This is a genomic window from Bradyrhizobium prioriisuperbiae (assembly GCF_032397745.1).
Lineage (GTDB): Bacteria > Pseudomonadota > Alphaproteobacteria > Rhizobiales > Xanthobacteraceae > Bradyrhizobium_A > Bradyrhizobium_A prioriisuperbiae.
On sequence record NZ_CP135921.1, the window covers coordinates 4421289 to 4435065 of the forward strand.

General features: G+C 64.6%; 14 protein-coding genes. 7 read left to right on the plus strand and 7 right to left on the minus strand.

Annotated features, from left to right (window positions below; translation table 11 throughout):
* Positions 1–4 precede the first annotated feature (4 nt).
* Positions 5–1396, plus strand: a complete 1392-nt coding sequence (locus tag RS897_RS20765) for a vWA domain-containing protein (protein ID WP_315838373.1) — start codon at positions 5–7, stop codon at positions 1394–1396.
* Between the two features lie 15 nt (positions 1397–1411).
* On the opposite strand, the gene RS897_RS20770 is transcribed toward RS897_RS20765, so the two are convergent.
* On the minus strand, positions 1412–1807 hold the full coding sequence (locus RS897_RS20770; RefSeq protein WP_315838374.1) for a nuclear transport factor 2 family protein: 396 nt from the start codon (positions 1805–1807) through the stop codon (positions 1412–1414).
* Between the two features lie 135 nt (positions 1808–1942).
* Between RS897_RS20770 and RS897_RS20775 the strand changes: the two genes are divergently transcribed.
* The 6 genes from RS897_RS20775 to RS897_RS20800 all read left to right on the plus strand — a co-directional run bounded on the left by RS897_RS20775 (position 1943) and on the right by RS897_RS20800 (position 6233).
* Positions 1943–2428, plus strand: coding sequence for an Lrp/AsnC family transcriptional regulator (locus RS897_RS20775; protein WP_315838375.1), 486 nt, complete (start codon positions 1943–1945; stop codon positions 2426–2428).
* 32 nt (positions 2429–2460) lie between these two features.
* Positions 2461–2955, plus strand: coding sequence for a GNAT family N-acetyltransferase (locus tag RS897_RS20780; protein WP_315838376.1), 495 nt, complete (start codon positions 2461–2463; stop codon positions 2953–2955).
* A gap of 147 nt (positions 2956–3102) precedes the next feature.
* The gene (locus RS897_RS20785) at positions 3103–3513 is read left to right on the plus strand and encodes a nuclear transport factor 2 family protein (RefSeq protein WP_315838377.1); all 411 of its coding nucleotides are present in this window, start codon (positions 3103–3105) and stop codon (positions 3511–3513) included.
* 67 nt (positions 3514–3580) lie between these two features.
* Positions 3581–4165, plus strand: coding sequence for a TetR/AcrR family transcriptional regulator (locus tag RS897_RS20790; RefSeq protein WP_315838378.1), 585 nt, complete (start codon positions 3581–3583; stop codon positions 4163–4165).
* A gap of 161 nt (positions 4166–4326) precedes the next feature.
* A complete protein-coding gene (locus RS897_RS20795; RefSeq protein ID WP_315838379.1) occupies positions 4327–5565 on the plus strand; it encodes an MFS transporter in 1239 nt (412 codons plus the stop codon).
* 425 nt (positions 5566–5990) lie between these two features.
* On the plus strand, positions 5991–6233 hold the full coding sequence (locus tag RS897_RS20800) for a hypothetical protein (protein WP_315838380.1): 243 nt from the start codon (positions 5991–5993) through the stop codon (positions 6231–6233).
* A 45-nt stretch (positions 6234–6278) separates the two neighbouring features.
* Here the strand turns inward: RS897_RS20800 and RS897_RS20805 are convergent, their stop codons facing one another.
* From RS897_RS20805 to RS897_RS20830, 6 genes are all read right to left on the minus strand, one after another.
* A complete protein-coding gene (locus RS897_RS20805) occupies positions 6279–6674 on the minus strand; it encodes a hypothetical protein (protein WP_315838381.1) in 396 nt (131 codons plus the stop codon).
* A gap of 77 nt (positions 6675–6751) precedes the next feature.
* Positions 6752–6886: a hypothetical protein gene (locus tag RS897_RS20810; RefSeq protein ID WP_315838382.1), complete on the minus strand. Its 135-nt coding sequence runs from the start codon at positions 6884–6886 to the stop codon at positions 6752–6754.
* Positions 6887–7042: 156 nt separating this feature from the next.
* On the minus strand, positions 7043–8026 hold the full coding sequence (locus RS897_RS20815; protein WP_315838383.1) for an AraC family transcriptional regulator: 984 nt from the start codon (positions 8024–8026) through the stop codon (positions 7043–7045).
* A 364-nt stretch (positions 8027–8390) separates the two neighbouring features.
* On the minus strand, positions 8391–9422 hold the full coding sequence (locus RS897_RS20820) for a helix-turn-helix transcriptional regulator (protein WP_315838384.1): 1032 nt from the start codon (positions 9420–9422) through the stop codon (positions 8391–8393).
* Between the two features lie 465 nt (positions 9423–9887).
* Entirely contained in the window at positions 9888–11690 is a 1803-nt protein-coding gene (locus RS897_RS20825) for a M23 family metallopeptidase (RefSeq protein ID WP_315838385.1), read from the minus strand.
* A 265-nt stretch (positions 11691–11955) separates the two neighbouring features.
* A complete protein-coding gene (locus RS897_RS20830) occupies positions 11956–13710 on the minus strand; it encodes a S10 family peptidase (RefSeq protein ID WP_315838386.1) in 1755 nt (584 codons plus the stop codon).
* Between the last annotated feature and the right edge of the window lie 67 nt (positions 13711–13777).

Consider the following 13777-nt stretch of genomic DNA (forward strand, 5'->3'; position numbering starts at 1 on the left):
GGCGATGAAGGAGAACCTGCATCGTTTCTTTCGGGCGGCGCGGGGCGCGGGGGTCCGCGTCTCGCCGGCCGAGAGCATCGATGCGATGCGCGCCGTGGCGGAGATCGGCTTTTCCGATCGCCTGGTGTTGCGCGATGCGCTGCTGCTGACCCTGGCCAAATCCCAGGACGAGAAGCAGGCGTTGAGCGACTGCTTCGATCTGTTCTTCGATCATCCCGATCTGAATACTGCGCCTGAGGCCGATGGTTCGGATGCGTCCGAGACGGATGGGACAGATCAGGATCGCACCGATGAGGCGGCCGAACAGGCCGGGCAGGAGGCCACGGCGGCCGGTGGCCCGCCCAGCCTCGGCACGCTGGCGCAGATGCTGCTGTCGGGGGACCGCGCCGCGATGGCGGCGGCGCTTGCCAATGCATCGAATGCCGCGTCGCTGCCGGACATCCGTTATTTCACCCAGCGCGGCATCTACTCGAACCGCATTCTCGATCAACTCGGCATTGCGCGCCTGCGCGACGATCTGGACGCGCTGACGGTGTCCAATCCCGCGGACGCCGAGCGGTTGGCGGCGGCGCTGGATGCGCTGCGCGGCAATGTCCGGGAGCGTGTGACCCAGGCGCTGCTGCTCTACGGGCGCGAGGAGAAGGAAAGCCTGCGCAACGAGATCCTGCGCAATGCGCCGCTGTACCAGATCGAGCCGCGCCGGATCGAGGAAATGCGTGCGCTGATTCGCCAGATCGCGCGCCGGCTGCGCGAGCGCTACAGCAAGCCGCGCAAGCGCCAGCGTCGTGGGCACCTCGACGTCCGCCGCACCATCCGCCGCAACGCCTCCTGGGGCGGTGTGCCGTTTCTCACCGCCTGGAAACGCCGGCATCGCGACCGGCCGCAGATCGTGGCGTTGTGCGATGTCTCCGGTTCGGTGGCGAAAGTCTCGGATTTCTTTCTGCTGCTGATCCACAGCCTGCATGAGGTAGTGTCGGATGTGCGCTCGTTCGCGTTCTCCGGCCATCTCGTCGAAGTCAGCCGGCTGTTGGAAGAAAAGGATCCCGAAGACGCCATGAAGGAGATCATGGCGAGCGTCGGCTTCGGCTCGTCCGATTACGGCAATTCGTTCGCCGATTTCGAAAACCAGTGGATGAACGCGATCACGCCGCGCACCACCGTGATCATCCTGGGCGATGCCCGCACCAACAACCTCGATCCGCGCGCCGATATCCTGCGCCGCATCGCCGAGCGCTCCAAGCGCCTGGTCTGGCTCAACCCCGAGGGACGCATGGCCTGGGGCTGGGGCGATTCCGAGATGCCGCGTTATTCGACCTTCTGCACCGTGGTGCGCCAGTGCGCCACCGCGCAGCAACTGGAGCGCGCGGTGTCGGATATCGTGGCGACGTATCAGTAGTCGTCGACACGCCCATCAGCTCGGCGCTGCGTCATATCTCTGCTCGACATGAAACGACTTGGCTGTGATCAGCCACGCGCCATCGATGCAATGATAGGCGAGGTAGTCCAGATACTGGATCGCATCGATCCGGACGCGGACCTTCACCATCGCCTGTGTCGGCGACGCAATATCCACCAGCAAGATTTCCTGCCGGCGTGGCGCATGTTTTGATTTCGGCGAAGGTCCTGACGCGAGCGCGTCCTTGTAGGTCTGCGCGGGTAGCAGCCGCAGTTGTCCGTCGCGCAGTCCATGCAACTGGGCGCTTGGGGTGAACACCTCGTCGAAGCGCGAGATATCGTTGTCGAACATCAGCTCGAAGTAGCGTGCAACGGCTTCGAGGAGTGCATGCAGGGAGGAGCGATCGGTCATTGCGAAGATCCTTGGCAAAGGTGTCGATGCTAATGATGCTGTCATGGTTATCCGGCGCATGTCCTTGCGAAGTGTGCTAAGGGAGATGTATCCAGCGCAATAATCCGCTCTTTTTAGATTCAGGAATGCGTGATCATGCCAAAATCGAACCTTGATGCTATCGACTGTCGCATCGTTGCCGAGCTGCAATCCGACGGCCGTTTGAGCAACGTCGAACTGGCCGACAAGGTCGGCCTGTCACCTTCACCTTGCCTGCGCCGGGTCAAGCGCCTGGAGCAGGACGGCTATATCGAAGGTTATCGGGCGGCGCTGCGGCGGGACCGCGTGGGCCTCGGCTTTTCGGTCTTTGTCGGCGTCAAGATCGAGAGCCATGGCAACAAGCGTGCGCTGGCGTTCGAGAAAGCGGTTGTCGCGATGCCGGAGGTGGTCGCATGCCATCTGGTGTCCGGCGAGGCGGACTATTTCCTCGAGGTCGTGGTGCCTGACCTTGCCGACTATCAGCACTTTCTCGTCGGCAAGCTGCTCAACCTGCCGATCGTGCGCGAAGTCCGCAGCAACATCGCCATCCAGACCCTGAAGGCCGGCGCGCCGTTGCCGCTGGGGCATCTTGGTGATCTATGATGCCGGCTTGAATTTTTGATGAGAGAGTGAAAATGCCTTCCGATCCCGCGCGGCCGCAGGCCCGCATCACCATCCGTGACGCCGATCCTTCCGACACCGCTTTCATGCACAGCCTCTCCCCGCGGCTATCCGGCGTGCCGGGGCCTGTGTGGCACACCCGCGCGGCGATGGATGGGTTTCAGGACCGGCACATGGCGGCCACCGTCGATGCCGGGCTTGCGGGCGCGCGCACGCTGATGGCGCTGTCGGAAGGGGGGCAACGGCTCGGCTACATCCATCTGCAGCCGGGCAAGGACGGCGTGACCGATGAGCCCTGCGGTTATGTGGCGGTGCTCGCGCTTGTGGAGGAGGCCGAAGGGCAGGGCGTCGCCGCACAATTGATGGCGCAGGCGGAAGCCTGGGCGCGGGCGCAGGGCTATCGCTTTCTCAGCCTCGATGTGTTCGCCGACAATGTCCGTGCGATCGATGTCTACACCCGTGGCGGCTTCGGCGCCGAGACCATCCGGATGGTGAAGCCGCTGACGTGAGAGGGCGTGTCGCGACGCGTGACGTCAGCGAACGACAGCCGTGGTCGCGACCACGGAGCTTTCGCTGCTGACAGAATCTGGCGCACCGGTCCGCTAGGTTTGCCCTCCAGGATGGCCGCGAAGGCCGTTCACGATCAGGAGAATCCCATGCCGCAGGCAACAGCCCTCACGTTTCACGATGCGCAGGCCGTGATCGAGCGCGCGCAGCGGTTGATGAACGCCGGCGACCTCGCCGAGGTCACGACGACGTTTGCCGCGGATGCCGCAGTCCGGCTCGACGACCTTCCAGATGCATGGGGTCGCTCGCCACTCGAGACATTTTTGATGGCTCGTTTTGCGCGCCAGAAGAACCATCGTTTGCAGAAGCAGTTGCGCGCGGTCTCCGACAATATCGTCGCCTGCACCTGGGAAGGCGAGTGGGACGACGGGCAGAATGGCCGCCGGATGCAGGGGCGGGGCTTCGAACTCCTGACCACGCGGGGCGGCGAAATCACCCACTGGGAAGCCGTTTTCAATGTGGCGCCGAAGACGGGTGTGTCGCTGCAGCCGGTCAATTGAGCAGGCGGTTCTCTGAGCTTGCCGCCGCGGTCTTGACTTTTAAGACGAACGGTCATATTGGTGGCACATGGCACGCCACAGCCTCAAGGAGCAGATCGTCGAAGCGGGCATGAAGACCTTTCTTGAGAAAGGCTTCAACGGCTGCGGCGTGCAGGAGATCACCTCCACCGCCGGGGTGCCGAAGGGCTCGTTCTACAATCACTTCGAAAGCAAGGAAGCGCTCGGCGCCGAGATCGTCGATCGGTACGGCGAGGGCACCGAGCGGCGCAAGATCTTGCGCGATCGCACGTTGCATCCGCTCAAGCGGCTGAAACGTTATTTCGAAGACCTGATGACGATCTCGACGGAGTCGAATTTCGAGCGCGGTTGCCTGCTCGGCAATTTCAGCGCCGAAGTCTCGACCCAGAGCCCGCTGATCCGCGAGCGGCTTGATGCGATTTTCGTCCGCTGGACCAAGGATATCGAAACCGCCATTGCGGATGCACAGGAGCAAGGCCTCGTCGCCACCGACCTGAAGGCCGGCGTGCTCGCGAGCGTGGTGCTCGATGCCTATGAGGGCGCGGTGCTGCGGGCCAAGGTCGAGAAAAACCGGCGTGCGCTCGATGCCTTCATGAAGGTCACCTTCAGCAGGATCCTGGCGCCGCCGGGCTGAGAGGGCGGAAACGCTTCCGCAAAATCTGGCCTCGCCAAATCCGTCATCTGACACAAGCCAGTCGCCTCTTCGTCGTTCTTTCTTGATCTGAATTGAGACGACCGGTCATATTGAAATATCGAGAGCATTCAATCTTCACTCGCATCAAAAGGCATCCTCCGATGACATCTCCCGCACCGCAGACCAGTTCATCCGCCGCAGCTCTGCCGTCCCGCGCGCCGCTGGTCTGGCTCGCCTTCGGCGCGTTTGCCGTTGCCACCGAAGCCTTCATGATCGCGCCGCTGCTGCCGGACATCGGCGGTGACCTCTCGGTCGGCGTCGGCCAGGCCGGTCAGCTCATCACCGCGTTCGCGTTGACCTATGCGATCTCCTCGCCGGTGCTCACCGCTCTCACCGCGGGCGTGCATCGCCGCCGGCTTCTGATTGTCTGCATGGGGGCGTTCACACTCGCCAACCTGCTGGCGGTGGCGGCTGGCGATTACTGGGAACTGATGGCTGCGCGCATTCTGCTTGCCCTCGCCGCCGGACTTTATCTGCCGAATGCCACCGCACTTGCGGGGGCGCTGGTGCCGTCGCAGCAGCGCGGGCGTGCGCTTGCCATCATCAGCGGCGGCAGCAGTCTCGCCATCGTGCTCGGCGTGCCGCTCGGGGCTCTCATCGGCCACGCGCTGGGCTGGCGTATGACCTTCGGTGGCGTTGCCATCCTCGCAGCCATTGCGACCGCTGGACTGATGATCGGCCTGCCGGGCGACATTGGTGCTGCGCTGCCGGTGGCGAGCCTGCGTCAACGGATCGACGTGGCGCGGCGGCCGGCGGTGCTTGCGGCAATGCTGGTGACGGTGCTGTGGGCAAGCGGCGCCTACACGCTCTATGGGTATCTGGCGACCTATCTTGCCGCCGCGGCCGGTATCAGCGGCACATCTCTGAGCGCAGTGCTGTTCGTATGGGGCGTTGCCGCCGCGACCGGCGTGTTCTGCGGTGGCAGCCTGACCGACAGGTTCGGCGCCCGCCAGGTCATCGTGCCGGCGCTGTCGATCCTGGCTTGCGCCTTCGCCAGCCTGTCGGCATCGGCGGCATGGCTGACGCCGGCGCAGGCGCTTGCGCCTGTGCTGATTTCAATCGTGATCTGGGGTGTCAGCGCCTGGACATTCATGCCCTCGCAGCAGGCGCGGCTGATCGCGATCGGAGGCGTCGCGGCGGCACCTGTCGCGCTCTCGCTCAACGCCTCGTTCATGTATGCCGGCTTTTCCCTCGGCGCGGTGATCGGCTCGGTTACGCTTGCAGTGTCCTCGCATGTGAGTCTCGGCCTGGTCGGCGCCGTGCTCGAACTGTCGGCCGTCGGTCTCGTGCTCGCCACCAGCCGCAAGCCTGTGGCCGCGCCGGCGGTCGCCTCGTCGTAACGGGCGTCGCCCGACGCCTTATCCGGCTTTTCCCGTCCCGTGGTTCTGGCGGCCCGTCTTGTTCGGGCCGCTTTCCTTTGACGTCCCGACGGTCTTGCGCCCCGGCTTATTTGCTGGCGGCTTGAGTGTTATCTCGGCTTCGGGCTGCCGCAACAGGCCGGTGCCGAGCCGCTCCGTCCGGATTGGTGATCGACGGCGGGCCTGGATCCGTTCCGCATCTGGCGGTTGCATCCGGTTCGGAATGCTTATAAACGATAATCAAGATTGGTATTTTAGCAATTTTATTGTTGGCGGCTGGCCGGCAGACGTCGAAGCCACTGCGCGCGTTTCACGGCGTGCGTTTGCCGAACGACTGTCGCGGTTCGACAACTTCAGTCAAATTTCAAATCCGTCGGACCGAGAAAACCTGTTTTGGAGTCCCCGCGATGAGCGCCGATGAGTCCAAATCTGCCGAATCCAAATCCGTCCCCATTGAGATAGTCGCGTCCGATGTCACGCAAGGCGACGGAAGGGCGGTAAGGCTGGTCCAGGACAATCGCTCGTCGTTGCCGAACATTAGCGCCGCCGAAAGCCTGCGGCTGATCCAGGCGTTTACGAAAATCAGTGACACGGACGACCGCATGATCATCATCGAACTGGCCGAACAGCTGGCGCAGAAGTCGCGCTAGAAGACGTGCGGAACGCCTGTGCCTGCGTCGCCGGGCGATGGGGCGTCAGTCGTCCCGCTGCTTGCCTCCGGCCAGCGACAGCGTAAGGCGGTCGTAGAGCGCGAGCGCTTCGTCGGCCCGTCCCGCTTCGCAGGCGGCTCGTGCGCGGATCAAGGCGGCAAATGTGGCGTACAGCGTTTCGCCTGGAATATCCTGCGCTTCGCCATGGGCTTCGATCGCGGTTACCAGTCGCAGGTCGCGTGCTGCGCATCGTGGGAGGAGGGCGGGCTCCGCCGCCCGCGCCTCGGAGAGGCCGGCGTTTGGCAGCAGCGAGATCGTGCGTTCGCCGCTGATCGCGTCGAGACGCCAATCGAGTCCGATCGCCAGCATGGCGACGATGAGTATTGCGAGCCAGCCGCAAACTGCCGCCGTTCCGGCATTCCATGTCTTGTCCGGGCGCATGAGAAATCCCTGTCTCGCGGGCGCCGCATGGCCGCGACGCATGGTCGATGTTGGTCGAATGTCGTCGACGGTCGTGTTCAGTCGCCGGTGACACTCAGCGAGGCGTGGCTTGGGCCAGTGGCCGACATTGCGCTCTCGAGCTTGTGCCATGCGATGGCGTGGGCGGATGCGAACGCTGTGATGGCGGCGATCAACAAGGCGCGCTGAAACATTTGTGACGGCTCCGGGACGTAAGGTCCTTGTTTCGGATCATTGCCGAGCATCGTTCGGGCCGCGACCGCCGTTCGAGGGACATGGCGCGAACTATTTTTTTGCCGCGGCGTTGAACGTCGTGCCGTATGAATCGGCAGGCCCGGAAGGCAAATGTGCTAGCGCAGCGCCGCCTTGCCGGTCTCGCGGATGTCGCGCGGGGTGAGGCCATAGAGCTTGCGGAAGCGACGGTTGAAATACGACAGGTCGCCGAAGCCGGCGTCGTAGGCGATGGCGCCGACCGGCAAGCGGTCGAAGTCGGCTTCGCACAACATGCGATGGGCGTCGGCAAGCCGGCGGTCGAGCAGGAACGCCGAGAACGTGGTGCCGTCGCGCTCGAACAATCGCTGCAGATACCGCACGGTGACGCCGAGGTGGGTGGCGACGTGCTGGATCGACAGCCCCTGCTGGTCGCTGTGCGCGGCGATGTAGATCTTCGCCGCCTGCAGCCGCGCGGCGCGCACGCCGCGATCCGCTGCGGCTCCCGCGGCGAGATCGGCGGCACTGAGCGTCAGTGCGATCAGGTCGTTGACATGACCGGCGACGAGTTCGTGGAGTCCCGGCGACTGCAACACATCTTCCGCGAACAGCGGGGTCGCATAGCTCGCGAGGAGTCTCAATGCATCGATGTGCCCGGGGATATGCTGCATTACGGCATCACCGATGTTTTCGACCAGAGGCGCGAGGGCGGTGCGCGGGACCTGTATGGAGACCGAGCTTCCGGGACCCACGCGCTGGAACGTTGTGACCTCGGCGCCGCTCATCAGCACGGCATCGCCGCCGCGAAGTTCGATGTCGCGGCCGCGTGAGGAGGCGAGCGCAGAGCCGGTACGATTCACGGTCAGGATCAGATCGTCGTTGCCGTCGGCGATGGAGGCCCGGCTGCGGGTGATGCACATGGCGGACGATCTGCCCGACAGCAATTGCAATCCCGGAAGCGAACGGACCGTGACGTCGCAGCGAAAAGGAACATCGGGCGCCGGTTCCATGTCGACCTTGAGCAGCGAGCGCCCGTAATACTCGCGCCACATCGGCACGCGGTCCTTCTCGGCGAGGCCCTCGGTCGAAAACCGGATTGTCGAAACGTCAATGGGGTCTATCATCTCGAAGCAATCATCGTTGGTGGCGGTCGAATGGCACTGATCGAACGGGCTGGAGCAAAAGGCCCCAGGTGATTAACAATCCGGCGAGGCAAAAATTCCGCGGCGGGATCGTCCGCGTCTTGCGTTGGAAGGACGTGGCCACCATCGATCGGCGCAGCATCGGCGCGGATCCCGCACGGAGCGCATGATCGATGACGTCGTTCAAAAATGTGAAATGAATGCGTCTTTTACTTGGCGCACGCAAGCAAAGCCGGATGCCGGCTTTTGCGGGAAACGCAGGTCACTTTGTCCGAAAGTGCATTGGTGCCGGCGATCCGAAGTTCGCCTGATCGCGAACTTCGGATCTGGATGTTCGGCAGGCCGATCACTCGCAGAGTTCGGTCGGCAACCGGATGTCGCGACGGGCCGTGTCGACAAAAGGCGTCGCGAAACGCGCAACGATTTTGACCAGGTCGGCCTGGCGGCGGGTGCCGGTCTTTTCGAACAAGTTGCTGAGATGGGTCTTGGCGGTGCTGTAGGCGATGCCGAGTGAGGCGGCGACCTCGGGCACCCCGCCGACATCCACGATCGCCAGTAGCACGCGCAGTTCGGTCGCCGTCAGCTTGTAGTGCCGTGCCAGCATCTGGGGTTGCGACAGGGTCAGCGGCTCGGTCCTGTGCACGATCAGGGCCGTCACCGCCGTGGTGGTCAACCGGGACGCGTGTCCCGCACTGGAAAGCGGCAGCACGTGTGCCACATGGAGGCTGCCGTCGTTGGCGAGCAGCGGCAAAGCGATTGCGTGCGGGCCATTGGCGGCATCGTGGCAGCTCGCGGCGGACAAGGCTTCGCGCAGGGACTGCTCGGTAGCTGTGTCGGTTGCGACCAACTTGCCACCGATCTCGCACAGGCTGTCGCTGGCCGACAGCAGCGCGCGAAAGCTCGTATTGGCGTGCACAACGCCGCCGTTGGCGTCGATCAGCGCGATGCCGGCGTTCAGGCCGTCCAGTGTATCGGTGAACGTCGCCGCTTCCGAGGTCTTCAGGTCGACCGTCCGCCCGATCTGCATGGCCCGGCGAAGATGCGGAACGATCGCGCGCAGGCGACGGCGGGCGTCGCTGTCGTCGTCGCGTTGCGGGCAGATCGCGCTTGCGAGGGCCGTACTGCTGTCGAGTTGCCGAAACAATTGTGACGCGCCGTCGTCGAGGTAATAAACGTTGCTGCTCTCGCCCGCACCGTCCTTCGGCGCGAGCGTTGGCGCGCAGCCGACGAAACGGCTGGCCTTGCAGATCACATGCCGCCACTGCACCGGGTCGAGCGCCGCGTCATAAATCTCGCCAATCAGGTTTGAGAGTTGTTCGGCCTCGCTCGTCACGGTCTCCGGACCGATTGCAGAGACCTGGTCGGACTGTTGAGCCAAGATAGTTGCCTCCGTTTGCCGCTGAAGTCGCGAGTCGGTTTGCGATCCTAGTTGCGTCGCCGTGATCGCGCTTGGACTGGAGCGACGGTTTGCCGGATGCGGCCGATATCGCGCAATCGTGAATACGGGCTGACACTCGACGTGCGGATTCATGCGTTTGGTGCGTGGAATGCGGCGTGGATCGCGGCGTGGAATAACTTGTGCGGGTACGCGATTTTTTTTGTGCTGTCGTCGCCGGAAGTGTTGAACCTAATTAGGGGATGGCGAGACCAAGGCCAGTCGACGGCGCGGCGCCATGGGTTCCGCGCCCGTCGCTGTTTGGGCAAACCCTGTTGTTATCGGTGTCCACGCGTCTGTCGCTGGAGTCCAAATCTAATCTAAATCCAAGTCCAAGTCTCGATCCAAGTCTCGATCCAAGTCTCGATACAGGTCTCGGCCGCGGGCTCCACTGTGCAGCGCCTGCCGTCAGTGTTCGCCGAGGCGCGCCTGCAGCAACGTATCCGCGCGTTCCCGCGTCTTGTGGAATGCGGCCAGGGTCTCGCCGTCGAGCACGCGGCCGGCGCGCAGCCGCACCCGCAGCGGATCGACGTTACGGCCGTTGATACGGACCTCGTAATAGAGATGCGGTCCGGTGGAGAGCCCGGTCGAGCCGACATAGGCGATGGTCTGGCCCTGGCGCACCCGCTCGCCGACATGCAGGCCGCGCGGCACGCCGGAGATATGCGCGTAGGTGGTCTCATAGCCATAGTCGTGGCGGATCCGGATATATTCGCCATAACCCGATTGCCGGTCGATCTTCTCGACCACGCCGGCAGCAGCCGCCGCGATCGGCGAGCCGAACGGCGCCGCATAGTCCACGCCCTCATGGAAGCGGCGGTCACGCAGCACCGGATGCACGCGCCAGCCGAAGCCATCGCCGAGATGGCCGGCATCGACCGGCTTGCGCAGCAGCGAGGTGGTGACCGAGTGGCCGTCGGCGTCGTAATAGTCCGAGCTGTCGTCGTCCGGTGCGGTAAAGCGATAGTAGCGGTGGGTCTTGCCATCCAGCATCAGTGCGGCGAAGGCCAGTTCCGGCTGGCCCAGCGCATTGGGGCTGTAGAGCAGTTCGGCGCGGTCGCGCGCCGATGCCGGAGCGTCGAGATCGACATCGTGGCCGCACAGCCGCAACAGTTCGTCGACCAGCGCGCGATCGATCCGGCTCGACCGCACCATGGCGTCGAGGCTTTCGCGCAGGCTCGCGCCGGATGTCGGCCGCAACGCCGCTTCATCACTGGCGTGGTGCTGCGGTGCGCGGGTTGAGGCTGCCGTGCTGGCCGTCACCGGCACGTAGCGTCCGTTGTTGGACAGCGCCGCCGCCACCTCCGGCTTGTCGGCGCCTGCGATGCTCACCTTGCGCAGCCGTCCCGTCGCCTGTCCCCGGCGCTCCTGCAGTACGGTGATGGTTTCGCCGCCGGCGAAGGCGTCGCGGCCGAACCATTTGCGCGGTGCGAGCAGCGAGGCGATCGCCTCGGTGTCCCGCCCCGCGGTGCCAAGCGCCGTGAGAATCTGCTGCAGCGTGTCACCAGTGCGCGCAACGATGACATGCCGCATGTCCTGTGCCTGAGCCAACGCCTGGGCTTTAGCCTTCTCGATCACCGTGACGTTGATGGCGTCGACCGGCGGCGCTGCCAGCGGCTGCGTGTCATCGGCCGGCGCATACGCGCTGGCGTGCGCCGGCGGCGCGGGATGTGCAGGCATTGCCGGATGTGAGTTGCCGAAGCGGATTTCGTGCGGCAGTGCCGGTTTCGTCGCGGCACCGGCCACCTCGTGCGTAGCGTTCGCTGGCGCAGCGGCAACCTGGGCGATCGGCGCCGGCGGCTGGCCGAGCCGGGCGATCACATGAGTGAAGGGTTTCGGGCCGAGTTGGTCGTCGTCGAGCTGTTCGATCCGTGCGCGCATCAGGCCGTCGTCGTCTTGCGCCTGTGTGGCGGCGAGGCGATCGCCGCGTGCAAATGCCGTATCGGTTGCGATCCGCCGCGCGAATGTCGGCGCCGCCGCGAATTGGGCGTGCGAACCCAGCATGGACCACAGCGCGCCGAGCATCAGCGCGGCCGCGACTGTCGCCATCAGTATCACCGCGGTGAGCCATCGCACGCTGACAGGCATGCTGATCGGGCCGAGGACGATGGTGTGGCGGATCGGCGTGGTCTCGACGTCCGCGTCGGTCGCGCCGTTCAGGGGCGGCGCGCCGTCGGTCACGGTCGCGTCGGGCAGCAGCGGTCCCTTCATGCGACGACGACCCGCATCATGCAGACATCATCCGCCACGCGTGATGACGCAAGCCGACTTCAATTCTGATGGTGGCGTGGAAGCTCGGCAACACTGTTCCGCCCGCGGTCCGGGCGAACCACGTCTGTCGGCGGCTCCCCGATGCTGGCGGATGCGATTCGACGTTACACTATAACGTTGGAAAGGTAGGCAGCATTGTGGCGCCGGCTTGCAGATCGTATCCGCAAGCGGTCATTTAATGATTGCCACGAGCTGTGGACGTCATTCAGTCCGTCTGCTTCGCATCCCATCCCGTGGCGGCGGCATAAAACGCCTTGGCGTCTGCCGTGAAGGCGAGGCGAGAGGGACGAACCGTGTAATGCATGTGGCCGCCGCGATAGAGCTTCAGCGCGACGCGTCCGGCGGCGAGCGATGGCGGCAAATGGTCGACGACATAGCGGCTGACGCCATAGGGCGTGATCAGGTCGCTGTAGCCCTGCGTGATCATCAGCCGAAATGACGGCTCCAGGGCCAGCAATTCGCGAATGTCATCGCTGACGCTTGCCTGGTTACGCGAGCTGCCGCCGCCGTTGTCCCATTTCCACTTGCCGTTCACGTCGGTGGCCAGCAACTGGTAAGTCATCTCGGTCTTGAAGCCGAGTTGGTCGCGCGCGTAGGCGGCAAACGCACCCCCATAGGCGCGGGTGAAGCCGTCGAGCACCGGATCGGGGCCACGGTCCGACAGCGATTCCGGATAGGGATCGGGTGCCACCAGCGTCGCGTCATAACGACTGACCACCGCCTGGTCGCTCTCGCGCAATTGCTTCAGATACGCGTCGCGCACGAAGCCGCGGCTGCGCGTCACCACGTCGAGCGGCAGGCCCGTCATTTGCGCGACACGGGCGTAGAAGGCGGCCGCCGCCTCGCCGGTCGGGGCAGCTCCGGCCAGCGTGGTCATGTACTCGGTCATCGCGAAGCGGTCGGCCTCGGCCATCGCCTCGCGGCTGAAAGCATTGCGTCGCTCGAGCTCGGTCGCCACCAGCGAGGGCAGTTGCAGCGCGGCGCCGAGCGGATAGCGGCTGGCGCCGAAGATCAGCCGCCCTTCCAGCAGCGGCGACACCATGACGATGCCGGCGACGATCAGGCCCTGTTCCTGGCGCAGCGCGTCGGCGGTCTTCGCCGCGCGAAATCCGCCATAACTTTCGCCGAGCAGATATTTTGGCGAGCCGGCGCGATTGTTGTGGGCGACATAGAGTGCGATCGCCTTGGCCATCGCGGAGGCATCGGGGCGCACGCCGTAGAAGTTCGCGGCATCGTCGGCCTTCGCGGTGCGGCTCCAGCCGGTGCCGATCGGATCGATCATCACGAGATCGGTGAAGCCGAGCCAGCTCTGCGGATTGTCGACGAGTTTGGCGTTGGCGCCGTCGCGACCGCTCGGGCCGAAGTCGAGAATTTTCGGGCCGACCAGGCCGAGATGCAGATAGGCCGAGGCCGCGCCGGGCCCGCCATTGAACACGAAGGTCACCGGGCGGCCGGCGGATGCGGTTTTATCGGCGCCTTTCGCGACATACGCGGTGTAGAAGATCGCTGCCGTGCGCTCGCCGCTCTGTCCGTAGAGATTGAGCGTGCCCGCGGTCGCCGTGTAGGCGAGGGGACGGCCGTCGATGTCGGCGGTGTGTTCGGTGACGGAATCGGCCGGCAGCAGCGCCAGCACGCCGGCGCTCGTGCCTGCATTGTCTGTCCGCGCGCCGGGCTTGCCTTCAGGTTTTCCGGCGACTGATGCGTCGTCAGCGGATTTTGGACCGTCGGGCGTTGCAGCATCTGACTTTGCCGCGTCGGGTTTGGCGGCATCCGACTTGGTCGCACCGGCCTTAGCCGCTTCCTTGGCTGTTTCCTTGGCCGCTTCGCTTGCGGCATTCACCTTCGGCCTGGCGCCTCCGGCGCGTTCCTGTGCCGCGGCCTCGCGTGGCGTGACTTGCGGCAGCGCGACCAGCACGAACAGCGGAAGCGCGAGCGCCCGCAAAGCGACAGGGAACGTCATGAAGGCTCTCCAATAATGTCAGTCAGCAGAGCAAAAACCGCACCCAGCGTCCATGCGAGAGCCTGCA